The organism is Flavobacterium sp. (genome assembly GCF_052437795.1).
Lineage (GTDB): Bacteria > Bacteroidota > Bacteroidia > Flavobacteriales > Flavobacteriaceae > Flavobacterium.
Window position 1 is genome coordinate 225,546 of sequence record NZ_JBQVPA010000002.1, and the last position, 19,628, is coordinate 245,173.

A 19,628-nucleotide genomic window follows, 5' to 3' on the forward strand; every position below is an offset into this window, starting at 1 on the left:
ATTACAGTAGGAGGAGCAGTGGGTTGGTACAATTACTATACGTCGTTCCCGACATCACCTTTATTTGCCTCCGTACGCTTTAGCAGGATTTTGACTGTGAGGGAAAGCGGTCTGTGTAGAGAGCATTGTTTCATTCAGGAACCAAGAGGAGTCCATTTTTCAAAATCTCTATGCCTACAGGCAGTGGTCGAAGTAACAGGAACTCCCAAAACAAAAACCCGCCACGACTTTCATCATGGCGGGTTTTATTCAGGTCGCTAATTATCAATAATGAGGCGTATTTCCCTTTGAGCTTAGGGGGCTGGTTTCGGCTTCGTCAAATAATATACCGGTATACCGGCAAGCATAATGACCACGCCCCATCCGCAGGTTTCAGGCTTGTCCTTCAGTAACATGAAACAAAAGGCAGCCGCCAGGATAATGTATAGTGCGGGGATAATTGGATAACCAAAGGCTTTATACGGTCTTTCGGCATCCGGCATTTTTTTACGGAGTATGAAGATGCCCGCAATGGTAAGGATATAAAAGATGACCACGATGATCATCACATAGTCCAGCAGGTCGCCATACTGGCCGCTCAGGCACAGGGCGGAGGCCCAAATGCATTGGAACCACAATCCCCATCCCGGAACGCTCGCCTTGTTCAGGTTCGCAGCTTTTTTAAAGAACAGCCCATCCTTTGCCATGGTATAATATACCCGTGCCCCGGCCAGTATAAGGCCATTGTTACACCCAAAGGTAGAGATCATGATCATAATGGCGATGATGTACACACCCGTGCTTCCGAAGATGGGCTGCGCCGCGGCAGTACCGACACGATCCAGGTCGGCAAAGGCAATGCCATCATTAGGCAATACAGCAAGGTACATGATATTGGTCAGTATATAAATGACCGTAACGATCAGCGTGCCGTAAAAAAGGCTCAGGCCCACATTGCGGTGCGGGTCTCTGATCTCCCCTGAGATGAAAGTAACGCCGTTCCAGGCGTCACTGGAGAACAGTGATCCCACCATCGATGCCGCTATTGCCGACATCAGCACCCCGCCGCCGATGGCCGTCCACGTTCCCGATTCTTTATCCCACTGCCTTGCGGTCCAGGCATCGGCCCAGTTGGCATCCCAAATGTCGGCATTCGCCGCCAGTGCGAACCCGAATACGACCAGTCCTGCCAATGACGCTATCTTTGTGATCGTAAAAACGGTTTGGATGTACTTGCCGTTCTTCACGCCGCGACTGTTGATGAACGTAAGCAATATAATGGTGGCTATCGATACGAGCTGTGCGGCATTAAGTTTGAAGGAACCTATTTCATAAAGTATGTTATCCGGGCCGAGAGGAGGGCAGAGGTAGGCGGCAAACTTCCCAAAAGCAACACCCACAGCTGCAATGGTCCCGGTCTGGATCACGGCAAAAAAGCTCCATCCGTACAGGAAGGCGATAAGCTTGTTGTAGGCTTCCTTAAGATATACATACTGACCGCCAGCCTTGGGGAACATGGCGCTCAGTTCGCCATAGCTAACGGCAGCGATCATAGTCATTATGCCCGAGAGTATCCAGATAAGAATGAGCCATCCTGCACTCCCAACGTTGCGCATCATGTCGGCGCTTACGATGAAGATGCCCGACCCGATCATTGACCCTACAACGAGCATGGTGCCGTCCAGCAGGCCAAGTTCGCGTTTTAAGTGTTTGTTGTCGTGTTCGTTTTCCATTTTGGTTTTTGGTTTGGTCGCCTAAAGATATTTAAAAAAGCATTGCGTTGGCGGGAATAGCCTATAATTGCTATTTTTACAGCTATGCAACTGATGAAAAACACCCTTGCGCTTTGTTTCCTGCTATACTTCGTTCCTGCCGCCTTTTCACAGCAAAAAGTAAAGGTGCACCTTATTGCGACCTACCATATGGGCGGAACAACAGATGCACTGAAGGTTGATGGCAATAAAGACAACATCCTTGGCCCCGAACGACAAAAGCAGCTCAGCGCCCTGTTGGACATCCTCCAAAAAACAGATGTGGAAAAGATCTACGTGGAAAACACACCTGACAAGCAGAAGTTTTGGGACAGTATCTATAGGGATCACTACACAAAAAAGCGGGTCGCCATGCGCAACGAGATCTTCCAGATAGGCGTAAAGCTTGCCCAACGCCTCAATATCCGCGGCGGTGTAAAATGCATTGACTGGGCTTATGACGAAAGCCGTAACCTTAGTGACAGGCTTTTTGCCGAGTATGCTGCAAAGATGAACCGCCTTTGTGATTCGCTGCACATTGATAACCACGACTTCACGATATATGATAGCATCGTACTGAAACAGCTCAGCGAGTTTAACTCCAACATACCAAAACAGGATCTGGTGACCGTTTTTCGCAACCTGAATTCAAAAGAATATCTCAATAAGTTCTATTACGGTAACGTGAGCACTTACCTCGACAAGAATACGGAAGGCACAGGTGCTTTTTGGACGCAGTACAATATGATGCGCAACGTGAACATTTACTCGAACATCATTCGCGACATCCTCGCCGACAGGCCTCAAAGCGTGTTGGTATTATATGGAGCAGGCCATATTAAGGCTTTAAAAGATATGTTCGAAGCGCACCCACTTATCGAGGTAGTCATGTTTGAGGACTATTTTAAGGAGTGAATTTTGGACATGACGCTTTTGAACGATGTAATATCGGTTAATTCACTCAGTTAACGCTCGGTTAACACACATCATCTCCACCACATAAATCATTAAATAGTATAGCTTTGCAGGATGAAGCGGAAAATATACTTCCTTATTGCCGGATGCATCATCACTGTGGCCGCGCTCGCGCCGATACAGGGCTATTTCATTTACAACACTTACCGGCTGTATGCTAAAGAGGCCAATGCCGAAATTACCCAGGAACTATTGCGACTGGAAACGGATGGCAAGCTGGACACCATCAATTCGGTATGGATGAGCCGAACCCAACAGTTCATGAGGGATTATTCCGAAGGTAAAGTGCGGCGGGGGGAGTATGAGCAGGCAATGCAGGGAATATCCGATTCGCTTTCCGGCGAGGTGCAAAAGTGTATTGAAAGTGACCCAAAGCTGGACAGTTACGATGTAACCTATACCAATTACATTACATCGGCAAGGATGTGTAAAGACACTACCAAGCCGGCCGATACCATATTTAAGGGCAAAATGCTGCTGTATGGCACTAACGTGGAAAACGTACCGGAAGACAAGGCTTCACAATCAACCTGGCGCGATAATACCAGCAAAAATGACAGTCTGTGGGGAGCCTTTGAGGTGGTTACCACCCGCTACTACAGCATTGCCAACTGGGAAAAGCTGGTTTTTGCGCGGATGTCGGGGCTGCTGATATTTTCAGTACTGCTATTGGTATTTGTGGTGGTGCTGTTCTACCTTTCGATAAAGAACCTCATCGCGCAAAAGAAGATAGCCGACATAAAGACCGACTTCATCAACAACATTACCCACGAATTCCAGACACCATTGGGTGCCATGGACATTGCCGTGAAAATGCTCCAGCGTAATGATGGCGGCCTTACGGAGGAACAGTTCGGGCACTCCATTTCCATCATCGACAGGCAAAACAAGCGGATGCAAAAACTGTTTGGGCAGGTAACGGATGCATCCCTTTCGACCGGCATCGATACAGCCCAGGCGACCACAATATCACACAACGAGATTGCCGAGATAGTGAATGATTTCGCGCTTTCGCATCCCGAAATAATGACAATGCAGCCCCAAATGGATGATGCCGCCCTGTTCATGGACAAGTTCCACATTGGCACGATCCTGAACAATCTGCTGGACAATGCCGCAAAATATGGCGCTACAAAAATACTGGTATCGCTGAAAGACTGGGAAAAGCAGGCCACATTAACCATTACCGATAATGGCATGGGCATTGCCGAAAAGGAACAAAAGCTTATATTCGATAAGTTTTACCGGGTGGAAAAAGGGAACATCCACACCGCAAAGGGGCTAGGGCTAGGGCTGTATTATGTAAAAGAGATCGTGACCGCCTACAAAGGCATCATTACCGTGAAGAGCGAACCCGGCAAAGGCTCGGAATTTACCATTACACTACCGAAAGTATGAAACACATCCTCTTAGCCGAAGACGATATCGACTACGCCAGCATCCTGAAACAATACCTTGAGATCTCAGGATTTAAAGTTACGTGGGCCAAAGATGGGGCGGAAGCATTGGAACTTTATCCGGCTGCGAAACCTGATATATGTGTTTTTGATGTGATGATGCCAAAGATGGACGGTTTTACATTAGCCGAAACGATCGTTGGTTCCTATCCCGAAACACCAGTGGTCTTCCTTACTGCAAAAGGGATGAAGGAAGATAAAATAAAAGGCCTGAAGCTGGGCGCCGACGACTATGTGGTAAAACCTTTTGAAGCCGATGAACTTGTACTGCGAATAACCAATATCCTGAAGCGAAGCCAACGTGCAGTTGCCATGCCTGCCGAAAAAGGCCAAACCATTGCGATAGGGAACTATGCTTTTGATGCCTCTAACTATACACTTGTCCATCCTAATATCATGCACCGCCTCACCGAACGCGAATCGCACCTGATAAGCTACCTGTTCACCAACCGCAACCGCATGCTAAAGCGGGAGGACATCCTCCTTGAAGTATGGGGCAGCGATGACTTTTTTTCCGGCCGCAGTATGGATGTGTTCATCAGCCGTTTGCGGAAGTATTTTGCCGAAGATGCGTCGATAGCCATTACTGGTTACAGAGGATTGGGATTGGAGTTTATTGTGAAGTAGATTCTTAGATATCACTCCTGCTGATCAGTCCTCACCCTTCCCTCTCCAAAGGAGAGGGTGACGGGATGTAACGTAACACTCCTACCCTAAACCCCCCAGCCCCTCTCCAAAGGAGAGGGGAGCAGCTACAGTCATGCCGGAAAATATCTGTTTAAAAGAATGAGTAAACATATCCGGGTGAAGCTCAATCTGAAATCTAAAATCTGAAATCTGAAATGCGTTAAACCATCTGTCCGCTAAACTTTTCCCTGTACATTTTCGGGGTCATCCCCACCGTTTTTTTGAAGAGGGTCCGGAAGGTCTTCAGGTCGTTATAGCCTGATTCCAGCATTACCTCCAATATGCTGTGGCGTGACTGCTCCAGCATCTGCTTGGCCGCCTCAATGCGGGTCTTTTGCAGGTATTCTATAGGTGTGATACCGGTTACCTGCTTAAAGCGGCGTACAAGGTTGCGGCGGCTCGCGGGCACATCGGTGATCAGTTCTTCAATGGTATTAGCAGTGCTGAATTTCTTCCTGATCTCTTCCTGCGCCTTTTTTACGAGGTCATCGCCATGGTCCTGGGATGGCGTGAACGTACCAAAATACGTCTGCCTGTTCCTGTCGAGGTCAATAGAAAAAACTTTCGCGGCTTTCACTGCTATTTTGCGGCTGCAATATACTTCGAGCAGGAGCATTAGTAAATGGAAGGTATTGGTCGCCCCACCGCTTGTGTAAATGCGGTCTTTCTCGGTCACAACGGCTTCAGCCTGCAATAATACATTGGGGAATAGCTTTGCGAAAGCGCCTTCTGCATTGATGTGCGTTGTCGCCGGCCTGCCATCGAGCAACCCTGTCGCGCCCAGTACGAATGCACCGGTACAAAAACTTGCCAGGGCGGCACCCTCCCGGTATTGGTTTTGCAGCCATGGTATCCATCCCATGTTGGCCTGCATAGACTCCCCTATGCCGTCATGGGTAAAGGAGGGGACCAGCAGCAGGTCGTAATAATTATCGTTGCCGGCCGCTATTGCGTTTTGCCCGGGATAGGCCAGGCCTTCGTGCTCCGGCAGGTGTAGCAGGTCGATGGTGAACGGGGCGGTAATGCCTTCTTCAACATAAAAGCGGTTGGCGGTTTCGAACACATCCAGAAGCGCTGCAACACTTAGCAGGCGATGGCCTTTGGTCAATAAGATCCCTATTTGCATGGTATATTGTCTTAGAAATTTGGTGGTTATCACAAATATAAGGTTTTTGTCCTAAACACCCCCTTAGGTTGACTTTTAAGCACACCGTGAACTGCAACGCGTCGCCATATCTTTGTAAGGCAAACAATTAGAAAACTATGGAAACTCCAAGAGATAGCAGGATGGTCGCATTGGTTAACCTGTATGACTGGCAGACAACATTCTTTAAAAACGTTCTTGACGGCATTTCGGATGCCGATGCCCACAAGCGCCTTGATACCCCGGCTAACCACATTGCGTGGCTGGCGGGAAGCCTGGTCGGGCAGCGCTACGAGTTGGTGAACGAGCTTACAGGCAGCAGCCACAAGCAGCAGGCAGATGAACTTTTTAAAGGCAACCAGGGAATAAAGGAAGGGGTGGCGTATCCGTCATTGGAACAGTATAGGGCCGACTGGGAAAAAGTATCGCCAATAGCGAGGGAAGCTTTGCTGAATGCCACGACCGAAAAGCTGGACAGCATCCTGAAAATGCCGGGCATGGAAATGCCTCTGTACGACTATGTGTTGTTCACGATATACAGGGAGGCGAACTGCATAGGGCAGATAGCGCTGTGGCGGAGGCTGTTGGGCTATGAGGCAATGAAGTATATGTAGTTGTAGAAAATTTGCTACATTTACTACAAGAACCTTTAACAAAATAAACCATGAAACGATTTTTAAGCCCTGAGCCCTTAGACAAAAACCTTGCGGCATTATTACTACGCGTACTTGTTGGTGGATTAATGATCATGCACGGATGGCCCAAGCTGGATAATTACAGCCAGTATGTAACTGAATTCGACCCGATAGGGTTGGGTAACGACCTTTCACTGTCACTTGCTATATTCGGTGAGTTCATATGCGGTATCTTTCTCGTATTGGGCTTTATGACGCGCCTTTCGGCGATCCCGGTGCTTATAACGATGATCGTAGCCTTTTTTGTAGTGCATGGAGCAGATGAGTTCCAGGTCAAGGAGCTGTCATTTCTTTATATGGGCCTTGCACTGGTTATCTTCTTTCTCGGCGGCGGCAAATATTCCGCTGATGCCTTGCTTTTCAGGAAGAAGGCTTTAGAATAAACAACTGATATACAGTGGTTTTTTCATTCCGGATCTTTCCGGCAGGCTTGACCTGTCTTCAATTTTAAACAAACTAAACTAAAATGTTGCCATGAAAATTCTAAAAGGAATCCTGTTTACGTTATTAGGGATCGTTGTGTTGCTTCTTGTAATAGCACTATTTGTGAAGAAGGACTACGCCATTGAGCGGGAGATCGTGATCAACAAACCTAGAGCGGATGTGTTCGACTACATAAAGCACATAAGGAACCAGGACACCTACAGTATTTGGAACATGATGGACCCGAAAAAGAAGCAGATCTTTACGGGTACCGATGGGACTGTAGGCTTCATTTATGCCTGGGACGGCAACAGCGACGTAGGTGCGGGCGAGCAGGAGATCACCAAAATTGATGGAGGTAACCGCATCGAGATGGAACTGCGTTTTAAAAGGCCGATGGAAGGCGTGGCGTTTGCCTACATGGCGACCGGGGATGCAGGCAGTGGAGCGACCAAAGTAAAATGGGGCATGACAGGGACAAGCAACTACCCGATGAACATCATGAACCTGATGATGGGCAGCATGATGGGTGACGGGCTTGAAAAAGGGCTGGCCAACCTGAAGAAAAACCTGGAAAGTAAATAATTTCGGCATTGGCCGGGGAATCTTCACTTACAGTGACAAATAACAATTACAAACTATAAAATCAAAAACCATGAAATTCATTAATCCGTACCTGAACTTCAACGGCAATACAGAGGAAGCATTCAACTTTTACAAGTCGGTTATCGGTGGCGAGTTTGCCGCAGTGATGCGATATGAAGACACTCCCGGCTGCGAAGACATCCCGGCAGATGAGCGCAAAGGCATCATGCACATTGCACTCCCCGTAGGCAGCAGCGTGATCATGGGCACCGACGTACCGTCGGGCATGGAACAGGTGATTCATGGCACCAGCGTATCCATGTGTGTTAGCATGGACAGCCGCGAGGAAGCCGACCGTATCTTTAACGGCCTTTCGGAAGGTGGAAAAGTGACCATGCCCATGGAGGATATGTTTTGGGGTGATTACTTCGGGAGCTTCTTCGATAAGTTCGGTATCCAGTGGATGATAAGCTTCAGCACGCAGGATCACAGCCAGCAATAAAAAAGAAAGTCTAACGATCGATCAAAAAACGACATTTTTTATGCATAACGAGATCATTTCCAAACTGGAATCGGCATTGGGCAAAACCATCACGCTGCTTTCTTCTTTCAACGAAAAAGACCTGAACACCGTACCGTTTGAAGGGAGCTGGACCGGAGCGCAGGTAGGCAGGCATATTTATAAGGCAAGTAAAGGCATGGATGAATTGCTGCTCGCTCCAACGGGACCGGTTAATCGCGACCCGGAAGAAAAAGCTGAAGAACTTAAAAATCTCTTTTTAGATTTCAGTATTAAAATGAAGTCGCCGGACTTTATAATTCCTGAAGACAGGGAATACGCCACGGAAGAGCTTATTGCTTCATTGTGCCAAGTGAAGGACAAAATAATCCCCGCAGCCAAAGAAGCAGACCTTACCCAACTGGCCCCGCTACCTGAGGGACATCCGTTGCAAGGGTACACCAAACTTGAAATGGTGCATTTCATGACGTACCATACAATGAGGCATAATCATCAAATTGAAAAGATAGGGGAAGCTTTATAAAGTTTTCAGTCGCAGTCGCAGTTTTCATTGAGCCTCGTGACTGAGACTGAAAACTGCGACTGGGTATTACTTCAGGAACTCAATATTCCGCCAAAGGCCATCGTATGTGGTGCGCTTTACGGCGGAATTTTTAAATACGGCCCTAAAGGTATCCTCGGTAATTTCCTCCCAGTCTTTTTTGGTCATGGAAAGCAGTTCGGGGTGGGGGTTGAACAGCGGTTCGGAATGCGGTTTGGAGAAGCGGTTCCACGGGCATACGTCCTGGCACACATCGCACCCGAAAGCCCAGTCGTCGAATTTTCCATTCATTTCATGCGGAAGGTTGTCCTTTAATTCGATGGTAAAGTACGAAATGCATTTGCTTCCATCTACTACATAAGGTTGTATGATGGCCTGGGTAGGGCAGGCATCAAGACAGGCGGTACAGCTGCCGCAATGGTCGGTTACAGCATGGTCGTAGTCCAGTTCGATATCGACGATAAGTTCGGCAATAAAAAAGAAAGAACCGACCTGTTTGCTGAGCAGGTTACTGTTCTTCCCGATCCACCCCAGGCCGCTCTTGGCTGCCCAGGCCTTGTCAAGCACCGGTGCCGAATCTACGAACGCCCTGCCACCTACCTCGCCAATAGTTGATTGTATGGAGTGCAGCAGCTCTTTCAGTTTTCCTTTTATGACGAAATGGTAATCCTGCCCGTAGGCGTATTTTGAGATCTTATAGCTGTTGTCAGTTTGTTTTTCTGATGGATAGTAATTCAGCAGCAGTGATATCACGCTTTTTGCCCCATCGACAAGCAATGTCGGGTCAAGGCGCTTGTCGAAGTGATTCTCCATGTACTGCATCTGCCCATGGCGGCCTTCATTGAGCCATTTTTCAAGGCGCGGGGCTTCTTCTTCTAAAAATCCGGCTTTTGAAATTCCGCACGAAATGAAGCCGAGGCGTTTGGCTTCGGATTTTATGAATTCGGAATGTTTTTGCTTATTTTTCATAGACCTCACCTCCGTCCCCTCTCCAAAGGAGAGGGGAGCGAGACGGAAATGTTCCTTATTATATCAAAAGTATAAAACCACTGTTTAGGTTATGAGTGTAGCCGCTCCCTCTCCTTTGGATAGGGCTGGGGAGAGGCCTTTAATCAAACAACCCACCCTGCGGCCCCAGCTTATATTTACCCAAATGTTTGTATGCCTTATCTGTCACTTCCCTGCCTCTTGGTGTACGTATGATAAATCCTTCCTGTATCAGGAAAGGCTCGTACACTTCCTCGATCGTCTCCCCACTTTCGGATACGGCAGTCGCTAAGGTAGACAGGCCGACAGGCCCACCCTTGAACTTGTCTATGATGGTGTTGAGTATCCTGTTATCCATTTCGTCAAGGCCGTGGGCATCTACGTGAAGGGCTTTCAGGGCAAATTTGGAAATTTCGATATCGATCTTGCCATTGCCTTTTATCTGTGCAAAGTCGCGTACACGGCGCAGCAGGGCATTGGCAATTCGCGGTGTGCCACGGCTGCGGCCCGCGATCTCGATGGCGGCTTCCATGGTAATGGGCATTTTTAATATCATGGAACTGCGCTGTACGATAGTAGTGAGGAGCTCGGTAGTGTAGTATTGCAACCGGCTGGAGATCCCGAACCGGGCGCGCATGGGTGCGGTCAGCAATCCGGAGCGGGTGGTAGCCCCTACCAGCGTAAAGGGGTTAAGCCCTATTTGTACCGAGCGGGCATTGGGTCCCGACTCGATCATGATGTCGATCCTGAAGTCCTCCATGGCAGAATACAGGTATTCTTCAACAATGGGGCTAAGGCGGTGTATCTCGTCAATGAAAAGGATGTCGCGCTCCTCGAGGTTGGTAAGCAGCCCTGCCAGGTCGCCCGGTTTGTCAAGCACCGGCCCCGAAGTGATCTTGATGCCCACGCCCAACTCATTGGCAAGGATGTTGGCCAGGGTGGTCTTACCAAGTCCCGGAGGCCCGTGGAACAGCGTATGGTCCAGTGCCTCACCGCGCATGTTGGCAGCCTGCACAAATACCAGGAGGTTTTCCAGTACCTGGTCCTGCCCGGTAAAATCGTCAAAGGAGAGCGGCCTTAATTTCTTTTCAAGGTCGATCTCTTCAGCGTTAAAACGGGTGTTGGTCGGGTCAAGATTTTCATTCATACAGCAAAGATAAACGAAATTGCCTGTACTACATCCTATACCCTTCAGAAAGGATATCGCCCCATTCGGGATGGTCGTTAACGTATTTCGCTATGTAAGAACATAACGGCATTACGGTAAAACCATTGTCTTTGGCACATTGCAGCGTCATTTGTACCAGCTTTGCGGCAACTCCTTTACCACGAAGGGCTTCAGGCGCTTCGGTATGTGTGAGGAACAGCTTTTCGCCTTCGCGATAGTATTCAATAAAGGCAACATGGCCGTCAACGTGCAGCTCGAACTGGCTGGCTGCCTCATTGATCTTAAAGCCATCTTTGTTGTTGTTTTTCATAGCGGGTGGTTTTTTGTAAAAGTAGTACGAATTTGTTTAGACATATCGTAAAGGAAGCTTAAAGTCAGGTTAGTTCAAGCTGAAGTAATTCATTAGCAGGGGCGATATGAGGACATTAACCCATCATTAACCGTCCGTTAACCCAACCATCGATACGGTTTTCAGAGATTTGCACCAACCAATCATTCAACCATGAGTTCATCATCGATCATTAAATTGTTTTTTGCGTTAGTTATCCCGATAGTATGCTCCGCCCAATCAGCGGGGCTTTCGGGTAAAGTAACAGACAAGGCCGGACATCCCATAGCATTTGCCAACGTCGCCCTGTGGATGGCGGATTCAGTTAAAAAAACCTCCTATACCGATGAGGCCGGGCAGTTTGAGTTTAAAGACATGTCCCAAAGCAAGTATACCCTCAAGATCAATACTATGGGCTATGCACCCTATAGTGCCGAAATATCCATTCCTGAAAATGCCGTGCTTGCAGATATCGTACTTGAGGAAAGTACTGAACAGCTTGCGAATGTAGAGATCAATTACCGCAGGCCGGTGGTTAACCGAAAGATCGACCGGCTGGAGTTCGATGTGGAGAACTCCATATTATCATCAGACAATGCATGGGAAATATTGCGTAAAACACCGGGGGTAAGCCTCTCAGGTGGGGGTATTTCCATTCGCGGGAGCAACAGCATCCTTGTGACCATCAACGATAAGAAAGTTTACCTCACAGGGGAAGAACTCAAGAACCTGCTGGAAAATACCGATGGGGATAATATCAAGTCCATCGAGGTAATAACCACACCGCCTTCCAAGTATGAGGCGCAGGGGAGCGCCGTACTCAATATCAAAATGAAGCGCAGTACTAACGAGGGCTACAAGGGCTCGGTAGTAGGAGCCTATGAGCAGAGTATGTATCCAAAGGGTGTAATGTCCACAAACCATTACTACAAAGGCAACCGCCTTTCAGCGTATGGCGGGTACATGTTCGGGTCGGGGCATTATTATGGCAGGAACTATTCTACCGTAAAATACATGGACGACAACGGCGACGTTTCCTCCATCTGGAAAAGCAGGGAGCAGGCACATTACAGGGCCACATCGCAAAATAGCTTCAACCTTAATTTGGAATACCAGATCGACAGCCTGAATACGGTAACCTTTGGCGGTAATAGTTTCTTTAGCATGAAGAGCACTGCCAACATCCATACGCCAACTTACATTTATGATGGCAATGGTGTGCTTGACTCGGTATTTGATGCCAAAAACCACCGCGATTACCCACAGAAGAACAACACACTGAACGGCTCGTTCGAGCATAAGTTCCGCAAAGGAAAACTCATCTTAATGTCCGATTATACCTGGCATTACTTCAACCAGTCGCAGGATGTGAACACATTGTTCTCGCTGCCGGGCGAAGCACCTTACCGTTCGCAGCTCCTTGCCAGCGACGACAACCGCCGCATAAGCCTCTTTTCGGCGCAGGCCGATTACAGCGGGCCAATGGGCAAGTACAACGTTGAGACGGGATTGCGCTTTGGTAATGTGAATGCCGAAAATGACTTCGACTATGAACAGGAGATCGATGGTGAGCCTGTGAGCATTGACGGGCTTTCTAACCGCTTCCTGTATGATGAAGCAGTGTTTGCGGGCTATTTTGGGCTCGACCGGGAGTTTGGCAAATGGGCGCTTAAGGCCGGACTCAGGGGTGAATATACCTCGCTGGAAGGTAATTCTGTAACCACTGCCGAAGTGAATTCGCAGGATTATTTCAAGCTGTTCCCAACGCTATATACGCTATACAAAGCATCCGATGACCATCAGATAGGGCTGTCTTATGGCAAGCGCATCAGCAGGCCGCCGTATTCCTACCTAAACCCGTTCCGTCTATACAGCACGCCATATGCTTACGTAACGGGCGACCCGAGGCTGCAGCCTGCCATTACGCATAACATAAGCCTGTTGTACACGCTGAAGAATAAATACAATTTCGACTTCTATTACCGGTATGAAAAGGACCCGGCCATGGAAGTGATGTACCAGGATTACGGAACGAATACGATCATCAGCAAGGTGACCAATATCGATAATAATTATGTAGCCGGGCTTGACTTCAATACCAACCTGGAGCTAAAAGACTGGTGGCAGTCCGGGATTCAGGCAAGCACGATGTATAAGGAAGATACCTTTCAGGGCATTGACGGCACCATGCAGAAGAACAAGATCGTAAGCTTTTTTGTCTACATGAACCACCGCTTTACGCTCGACAAGAAAAAAACATGGACTGCCGAGACCGGGTATTACTATGCTTCACCGGGAGTGTCGGGGGTATTCAAATTTGGCGATATGTCCAGCCTGTCGGCAAGCTTCAGGAAGACAATGCTAAAAGGCAAGGCAGAGCTGTCGTTCATCTTTTCTGATATTTACAGGGGCGAGCAACAAACCACTACGGTGCGTTATGCCAACCAGGACAGGGTAGCGCACCAATACAATGACACACAGAATTTCCGCATACAGTTCCGTTACCGCTTCGGTAACCAGAAGTTGGGGGATAAGCAAAGACAGGAAGCCGATGAGAAGGGGAGGTTGTAAAAAGCGTGCTATTTAGAATTGCGGAAAAAGAGGGATTCTCCGCACTAACCCTTTACATACCTAAGTGCCATGTGCCCTGAAGCAAAAACCTTTGATGCGACAAGTTTTAATTCAAATTGTTCAGGAAGGTTGGCACCTTCAAACAACCTCCTGCCTTCGCCGCCAATAACGGGATGCACAACAAAATGGTATTCATCAATGAGGCCAAGCTGCATAAGCTGTGTGGGAATAGCTATGCCACCGGTCACAATAGCTCTGCCATCTTCCTGCTTTAGCCTGATTATTTCTTCCCGAAGGTTGGTACGAATTATCTGTGTATTACTGCCCTCGGCTTTCTTCAACGTTTTTGATACCACTACAATTTTATCTACCGCATCAAATACGCGGGCAAATTCATGCGTTGCATCATTATGACCGGAACTTTCTTTTGCCATGTCGGGCCAAAACGGAACCATCAGTTCGTAGGTCTTGCGGCCATAAAGCAGTATGTCGGCCTCGCGTAATAGTTCGGTAAAATAGTCATGCACTTCTTCATTTGCAATTCCTTTGGTATGCTCGCAGCACCCGTCAAGGGTAACGTTTATGCCGTAGATCAGTTTTCTCATAATTGCCTGTTTAGTGTAAACTACATTACAAATGTAAGAGGGTAATAGCAGATTTAAAGCCCGTTAGAAAGACAATTTAGGGGGGATGATACGACAAGATCGGGCAACAATGTAAATTTTGCAGCATTTATTTTTAACCACATAGGTACATAGCTTTTAGCTGTCGGGTATAGGATGTAATTAAGTAACACAGAGCCTGAAGCTTCGCTTCACTATGTTTTACTATATACGCTTTTTAGTTCATTTAGAGCTATGTACCTATGTGGTTAAATGAATTTTCAGGAATTATTGCTGCTCCAGCAGTTCTCTTAGTTGCTCCGTTTCCACTAATCCGTTATAGTTCCCGATGAATCTGTAATTGCTATCCAATAACACCCATGTAGGGTAACCGTCCTGCGGGTTGGCCATGGCGGCGGCAAGGCTTTGCATGCCGCCTGTGCCATTGCCTAAAAACCGGTACTCGCGATAATTGAAGAAGATGGTTTTACGCGATCCGGCATCCAGCTCGAGGAAGTAGCATTTTTCGGAAAGCAGTTTTTTCAGTGCCTCGTCTTTCTCTATCTTTTTGTCCTGGATCTTGCAGACGGCGCACCATGTGGTGTAGACTTTTACCAGGATAGGGCGCGGCTTTTCGGCCAGTTTCTGCGGAAGCGCCTCAAAGGTTATAGCAGGGCTTTGACTGTAGCCGATAGCCATTGCAAATAATAATAGGGATGTTACTATCTTCATTGTTATTATAGCTTGATCATTTCGCAAAGATCCGCAAAGAAGCTCAAAGATACACAAAGCCTGGAACACTTCTTTCTTTGCAAAATTTAGCGTCTCCTCTGCGGAACTTTGTGGAATATAACCCCTTAAAAGAAATTATAACGCATTCCTAAAAACACCCTTCGCCCCTGCATCGACGCATAGTTATAGCTTGGGTCGAACGTATAGCCGTTCGGGTTGCTTACCGGGTCGTTCACATTTTTATCAAAAGGGTCGAACGGCCGCATGATCGGGTCTCCCGGGACAAAATCGAATAGGTTTTTTACCCCGCCATAAAACTCAAGTCCGAAGTAGAATTTCTTGGTGGCTTGTGCATTGGCGATCAGGAACCACGGCGAATATTCAGGCCTGTAATCATTTGGCAGTACCGGCAGGCGCATTGGGCCGTACCAGTTGCCTGTCAGGTCGATGCTCACTCCTTTCGGGAAGCTGTAAGTCCCCACAAAATTACCCGACCATTTTGGCGCGTGCAGCTGTTGTATGCGGTCAAGCCCGTTGCCTTTGTCCTCCATTTGGAAAACATCCATGTACGATACCCCTGCCATGATCTTTAGCGGAAAGGTGAACGTCAAATCGGTATTCAGCGATACGCCCTGCGATATGGCGTGCCCACGAAGGTTGTCGTATATGATCTTATCGGGATCGGTATCAAAGTCACCTACGATCTTGTTGGTAAAATAAGAGTAGAACCCGGTAATGTCAAATCCAAGGAAGAGATCCTCAGTAGGGACCTTCAGCACATAGTTGAGGTTGCCGTTGTAGGAGCGCTCCGGCTTCAGGGCTTCGGCGATCACCACCTCGCGGGCACCGGTAAGCGCGGCATGGTCTTCGGTAAAAAGGTTCACCACCCTGAACCCTGTGCCGAAACTCGCCCGTATGGTGTTATTCACATCCGGGGAGAATTTATAAGCTACCCTCGGCGAATGCACAGCACCGTGGTTTTTGTCGTAGTCAAAGCGGTAGCCACCCAATACTTTGTGCCTGTCGTTCAGCCTCCATTCATCCTGTATGAAGATCCCGGGCAAGGGTGTGCGCTGCGGCTCATTACCCGTTCCGTCAGGCGTTGCGGTGGCAGGAGTGTTGTCATCATATTCAGTATAGCGCAATGCAGCCCCAAGCAGGAAGGTGTGGTCCTCTCCAAACTGCTTGTCCCAGTACGTCTGCACAAAAGCGACCTGCTGCGTGGCCATGTAGGGCGTAAACCCGTAATACGAATTCTGGTCGTGCCAGTTGTAGGAAAACTGCGTAAAGATGCGTTCCGAAAAAGGCAATTGGTACAGCCCGATAAGCTCGGCACGGCGTGTGTAAATGCTTTCCCCGTAAATGCTGTCACTGCCCCTCCATTTTTTGCTCCAGTTGAGCTCGCCGCCCCAGCGGTCCTCGTACACATAGCGCCCGGCAAGGCTAAAGACACGGCTGTCGGGCCTTTCGAAATTCCATTTATTGAAAACAGAGATGCGGTTTTGCTGGGTCACATCGGTAAAGTTGTCGCCGTTCTTATCCGCCCTGTGGTTGTAATTGAAGTAATTCACGCCCAGCAGCGACGAGGCTTTCCCCAAATTGAATTTCACGGCACCATCCATGCTCAGCTCGCCCCAGCTTGTCACGAAGGTATCGGCAGAAATTACCGGTGCCTTTGCCGGTGTTTTAGTGATGACGTTGATGATGCCGCCCATCGCCTCCGATCCGTACAGCGACGATGCCGGGCCTTTGACTACCTCGATGCGCTCGACGATGCTGTTGGGGATGCCGCTAAGTCCATAGACGGTTGACAAAGAGCTGACTATCGGCATGCCGTCGATCAGGATCATGGTATAGGGGCCTTCCATCCCGTTGATGTGGATGTCGCCCGTATTGCACACATTGCAGTTGAGTTGCGGCTGGACCCCATTGACCATGCCTACTGCTTCGAACAGGCTGGCGGTAGGGTTCTTTTTGAATAATTTTGGTGTGATGATCTCTACTGGTATGGGGCTTTCGCTGCGGCTTACCTCCTTCATGGTGCCTGTTATCACCACTTCTTCGAGCGAGGTGCTTTCTTCCTGCAGGGTAATGTCGATCACGGTTTCCGCTTGCGATATGGTTATTTTTTTGCGCACTGTTTGCAGGCCGACCGCACTAAAGATGATCTCATAGTAGCCATAAGGCACATTTTTTATGCTGTAGTTGCCATCGTTATCTGCGGTAACGCTTTTCCCTGCAGGTGAGAGGATAACCTGTGCCGCCGGGACACTACCGCTGGCATCGCTTACTTTTCCGGTCACAGCGCCGTTTTGTGCATATATCGAAATGGATGTGAAAAGTAAAAATAACTGTGTAAAGATCTTCATTAGCTAAAAGTATAATTCGTTATGCAAAATTATAAATTTAGTTTAGACTAAAAATTATTTCTTGTTATTTTAATATTTTATTTCGATTAGTGAAATTTGTCCTGTAATTTTAAAATCGCTATTTTTATGGCAAACGGCATAATTTGGACACAAGAGGGAATTTCACAACGGTAAAGCCTGCGGATGAGGTAGTGGCAAAACATATTGCCTATTACTATTTCCATTCGTCAGATGATGAAGGCTTTGACAGTAAATTCACTTTTTATCCCAATTACCTTCACGCGATTACAATTTATAAAGGCTCAAACCTCACATTTACCGAAGATTCCTCCGTTATCAGGCCTGCCACAGATGACACTATCGGATGCTACTATTCCATCAACACAGATCAAAGTTTCTCGGTCGATCTGGAAGGAAGTTTTTACAAAATAGGGATCGTGTTCAATCCGCTTGGACTGAACAATTTTCTCGATAAGCCTTTATGCGATGCCTTTATCCCTTCGTTCGGTCCGTTTTATCACTTTGGCAAAGCACTGGAAGATGTGGTTAACCAGATCGCGAAACTTGAATATGCCGAAGCCAAGGCTGCGCTGCTGGACGGTTTTTTTCGTACCGCATATTGTGGCTTTGCTGAAACTGCTGTAAAACGCGGGGTGCAGGAGATACTGAACTCGAATGGTACCATAAAAGTGGAGCAGCTTTCGGATATTATTGGCGTTAACCGGAAAACGCTGCTCAGGCTCTTTAAAAAACACCTTTGCTGCTCGGTGGAGGAATATAAAAAGATGGTAATGTTCCGCAATGCGCTCAATTATGCCCAGCAGGCCGGTGACGATGCCACGCTGACAGATGTTGCGCTGTACAATTACTACTACGATCAGGCGCACTACATCAAGCACTTTAGGTCGGTCACCATGCAGTCGCCCAAAACGCTGCTCTCCAAGATCACCCAACTGGGCAGCCAGCCCGTGTACTGGAATTTTGAGGAATGAAATTGTTACATTGGTACATTTTGAAATTTTTCAAATGTCCCAATTTTACAATTTTATGTTTTGCCGTTGCCGCAACTTTGCACTATCAATCATCAATCAACTTTTTAAAGTCATGGCAAAACTAATTATGATCGTTGTGGAAAAGCTTGTCCACATCCTGTTTTAGGATTTGGATTCCTGCTGGACATCATGTCGGTCGCTAATTTCCCGATGTATCTCCCAATAAATTGCCGGGCACACATTGATCGTTACCCATATTAACCACCTTCCAAAATGAGAACCCCGCCGGTAAAAGCGGGGTTTTCTACTCAAAAAAAATGGTGGTTGGTTTGTGCCTGCTATTAAGGCGATATAGAAGGGGACTTCTGGCGGGAGCTAAAGTAAAGTTTCAAAATAACATACCAAATACCCATAAATAGGGATATTTCGTTTTAAAGACATTTGCCAGGATTTGCGTACTGCTTATTTTGTAAATTGCAGCTTTATCAAAAAAAATGCGAAGGAAGAAAATAGAAAGGATAAAGGAAGAGAAGTTTTGGGAAAACTTCTTCTACTTCAATGTGCCTGAAGGTATCGATGAACTGCCCAGGCATCTGGACCATGTGCGGTTCAGGCTATACGGGGTGGATGATGAAGGCATTGCAATGATGGTTCCCGAGCTTGACTCCATTACAATGCTCGACCTTGATGAGACCGACATTACCAATGATGGTATCATGCACCTCACAAAACTACATTTTATCAAAGAAATGCGGCTGAAGGGCTGTGACCGAATTGACGATGCCTGCATACCTTTCATCAATAAAATAAAAGGGCTTGAGCTGCTCCATCTGTGCAGTACCCCAATAACGACTGACGGTATCCTGCGATTGTTCCTTCCTGGGTTGAAACAGCTTTTTATTTCTGCAGAATATGATGAAGATACAAAAGTGAAGCTTCAAAGGCTTTGTAAAGCCTTCCCTGATTGCGAAGTAGTGGTTAACCATAAGCTGTTTGAAGATTACCTTACCCGTACGGGTTGGTAATTTCTAAATACATATTTAACTAAAAATGTAAGAAAATATCGCCATATTTTTTGTTAATACAAAACTGTGTCGTTGAATATTGCATTAGCTTTGCGTT

At 47.5% G+C, this 19,628-nt stretch carries 19 protein-coding genes; 11 read left to right on the forward strand and 8 right to left on the reverse strand.

Annotation, left to right across the window (positions count from 1 at the left end; genetic code table 11):
* Nucleotides 1-293 precede the first annotated feature (293 nt).
* Nucleotides 294-1,712, reverse strand: coding sequence for an APC family permease (locus ACT6R0_RS07695; RefSeq protein ID WP_444652896.1), 1,419 nt, complete (start codon nt 1,710-1,712; stop codon nt 294-296).
* Between the two features lie 93 nt (nt 1,713-1,805).
* Between ACT6R0_RS07695 and ACT6R0_RS07700 the strand changes: the two genes are divergently transcribed.
* The 3 genes from ACT6R0_RS07700 (at nt 1,806) to ACT6R0_RS07710 (ending at nt 4,789) form a co-directional block, all read left to right on the forward strand.
* Nucleotides 1,806-2,645, forward strand: coding sequence for a DUF5694 domain-containing protein (locus ACT6R0_RS07700; protein ID WP_444652895.1), 840 nt, complete (start codon nt 1,806-1,808; stop codon nt 2,643-2,645).
* 114 nt (nt 2,646-2,759) lie between these two features.
* Nucleotides 2,760-4,103 (forward strand): sensor histidine kinase, encoded by a 1,344-nt coding sequence (locus ACT6R0_RS07705; RefSeq protein ID WP_444652894.1) that lies wholly within the window; start codon nt 2,760-2,762, stop codon nt 4,101-4,103.
* Nucleotides 4,100-4,789, forward strand: a complete 690-nt coding sequence (locus tag ACT6R0_RS07710) for a response regulator transcription factor (RefSeq protein ID WP_444652893.1) — start codon at nt 4,100-4,102, stop codon at nt 4,787-4,789. The genes ACT6R0_RS07705 and ACT6R0_RS07710 overlap by 4 nt, the downstream gene beginning before the upstream one ends.
* A 220-nt stretch (nt 4,790-5,009) precedes the next feature.
* Here ACT6R0_RS07710 and ACT6R0_RS07715 read toward each other — a convergent pair whose 3' ends face one another.
* On the reverse strand, nt 5,010-5,975 hold the full coding sequence (locus ACT6R0_RS07715) for a GlxA family transcriptional regulator (RefSeq protein ID WP_444652891.1): 966 nt from the start codon (nt 5,973-5,975) through the stop codon (nt 5,010-5,012).
* Nucleotides 5,976-6,112: 137 nt separating this feature from the next.
* On the opposite strand from ACT6R0_RS07715, the gene ACT6R0_RS07720 reads away from it, so the two are divergent.
* The 5 genes from ACT6R0_RS07720 (at nt 6,113) to ACT6R0_RS07740 (ending at nt 8,739) form a co-directional block, all read left to right on the forward strand.
* Nucleotides 6,113-6,607: a DinB family protein gene (locus ACT6R0_RS07720; RefSeq protein WP_444652890.1), complete on the forward strand. Its 495-nt coding sequence runs from the start codon at nt 6,113-6,115 to the stop codon at nt 6,605-6,607.
* A gap of 50 nt (nt 6,608-6,657) precedes the next feature.
* Nucleotides 6,658-7,071 (forward strand): DoxX family protein, encoded by a 414-nt coding sequence (locus ACT6R0_RS07725; RefSeq protein WP_444652889.1) that lies wholly within the window; start codon nt 6,658-6,660, stop codon nt 7,069-7,071.
* 91 nt (nt 7,072-7,162) lie between these two features.
* Nucleotides 7,163-7,696, forward strand: a complete 534-nt coding sequence (locus ACT6R0_RS07730; protein ID WP_444652888.1) for an SRPBCC family protein — start codon at nt 7,163-7,165, stop codon at nt 7,694-7,696.
* 70 nt (nt 7,697-7,766) lie between these two features.
* The gene (locus ACT6R0_RS07735) at nt 7,767-8,198 is read left to right on the forward strand and encodes a VOC family protein (RefSeq protein ID WP_444652887.1); all 432 of its coding nucleotides are present in this window, start codon (nt 7,767-7,769) and stop codon (nt 8,196-8,198) included.
* A 40-nt stretch (nt 8,199-8,238) separates the two neighbouring features.
* Complete coding sequence (locus ACT6R0_RS07740; protein WP_444652885.1) at nt 8,239-8,739, forward strand: DinB family protein; 501 nt, start codon at nt 8,239-8,241, stop codon at nt 8,737-8,739.
* Between the two features lie 66 nt (nt 8,740-8,805).
* Here ACT6R0_RS07740 and queG read toward each other — a convergent pair whose 3' ends face one another.
* From queG to ACT6R0_RS07755, 3 genes are all read right to left on the reverse strand, one after another.
* Nucleotides 8,806-9,726, reverse strand: a complete 921-nt coding sequence (gene queG / locus ACT6R0_RS07745) for a tRNA epoxyqueuosine(34) reductase QueG (protein WP_444652884.1) — start codon at nt 9,724-9,726, stop codon at nt 8,806-8,808.
* 139 nt (nt 9,727-9,865) lie between these two features.
* Nucleotides 9,866-10,891 (reverse strand): Holliday junction branch migration DNA helicase RuvB, encoded by a 1,026-nt coding sequence (gene ruvB, locus ACT6R0_RS07750; protein ID WP_444652883.1) that lies wholly within the window; start codon nt 10,889-10,891, stop codon nt 9,866-9,868.
* Nucleotides 10,892-10,919: 28 nt separating this feature from the next.
* Nucleotides 10,920-11,222 (reverse strand): GNAT family N-acetyltransferase, encoded by a 303-nt coding sequence (locus tag ACT6R0_RS07755; RefSeq protein ID WP_444652881.1) that lies wholly within the window; start codon nt 11,220-11,222, stop codon nt 10,920-10,922.
* 192 nt (nt 11,223-11,414) lie between these two features.
* Between ACT6R0_RS07755 and ACT6R0_RS07760 the strand changes: the two genes are divergently transcribed.
* A complete protein-coding gene (locus tag ACT6R0_RS07760) occupies nt 11,415-13,811 on the forward strand; it encodes an outer membrane beta-barrel protein (RefSeq protein ID WP_444652879.1) in 2,397 nt (798 codons plus the stop codon).
* Nucleotides 13,812-13,855: 44 nt separating this feature from the next.
* Here the strand turns inward: ACT6R0_RS07760 and ACT6R0_RS07765 are convergent, their stop codons facing one another.
* From ACT6R0_RS07765 to ACT6R0_RS07775, 3 genes are all read right to left on the reverse strand, one after another.
* Complete coding sequence (locus tag ACT6R0_RS07765) at nt 13,856-14,416, reverse strand: dihydrofolate reductase family protein (RefSeq protein WP_444652877.1); 561 nt, start codon at nt 14,414-14,416, stop codon at nt 13,856-13,858.
* 285 nt (nt 14,417-14,701) lie between these two features.
* The gene (locus ACT6R0_RS07770) at nt 14,702-15,145 is read right to left on the reverse strand and encodes a thioredoxin family protein (protein ID WP_444652876.1); all 444 of its coding nucleotides are present in this window, start codon (nt 15,143-15,145) and stop codon (nt 14,702-14,704) included.
* Between the two features lie 125 nt (nt 15,146-15,270).
* Nucleotides 15,271-17,514 carry a TonB-dependent receptor gene (locus ACT6R0_RS07775; RefSeq protein ID WP_444652875.1) on the reverse strand — a complete coding sequence of 748 codons (2,244 nt, stop codon included), beginning with the start codon at nt 17,512-17,514 and terminating at the stop codon, nt 15,271-15,273.
* Between the two features lie 143 nt (nt 17,515-17,657).
* Between ACT6R0_RS07775 and ACT6R0_RS07780 the strand changes: the two genes are divergently transcribed.
* Both ACT6R0_RS07780 and ACT6R0_RS07785 read left to right on the forward strand, forming a co-directional pair.
* The gene (locus tag ACT6R0_RS07780; protein WP_444652874.1) at nt 17,658-18,506 is read left to right on the forward strand and encodes a helix-turn-helix domain-containing protein; all 849 of its coding nucleotides are present in this window, start codon (nt 17,658-17,660) and stop codon (nt 18,504-18,506) included.
* Between the two features lie 494 nt (nt 18,507-19,000).
* Nucleotides 19,001-19,531, forward strand: a complete 531-nt coding sequence (locus ACT6R0_RS07785) for a hypothetical protein (RefSeq protein ID WP_444652872.1) — start codon at nt 19,001-19,003, stop codon at nt 19,529-19,531.
* Nucleotides 19,532-19,628 lie beyond the last annotated feature (97 nt).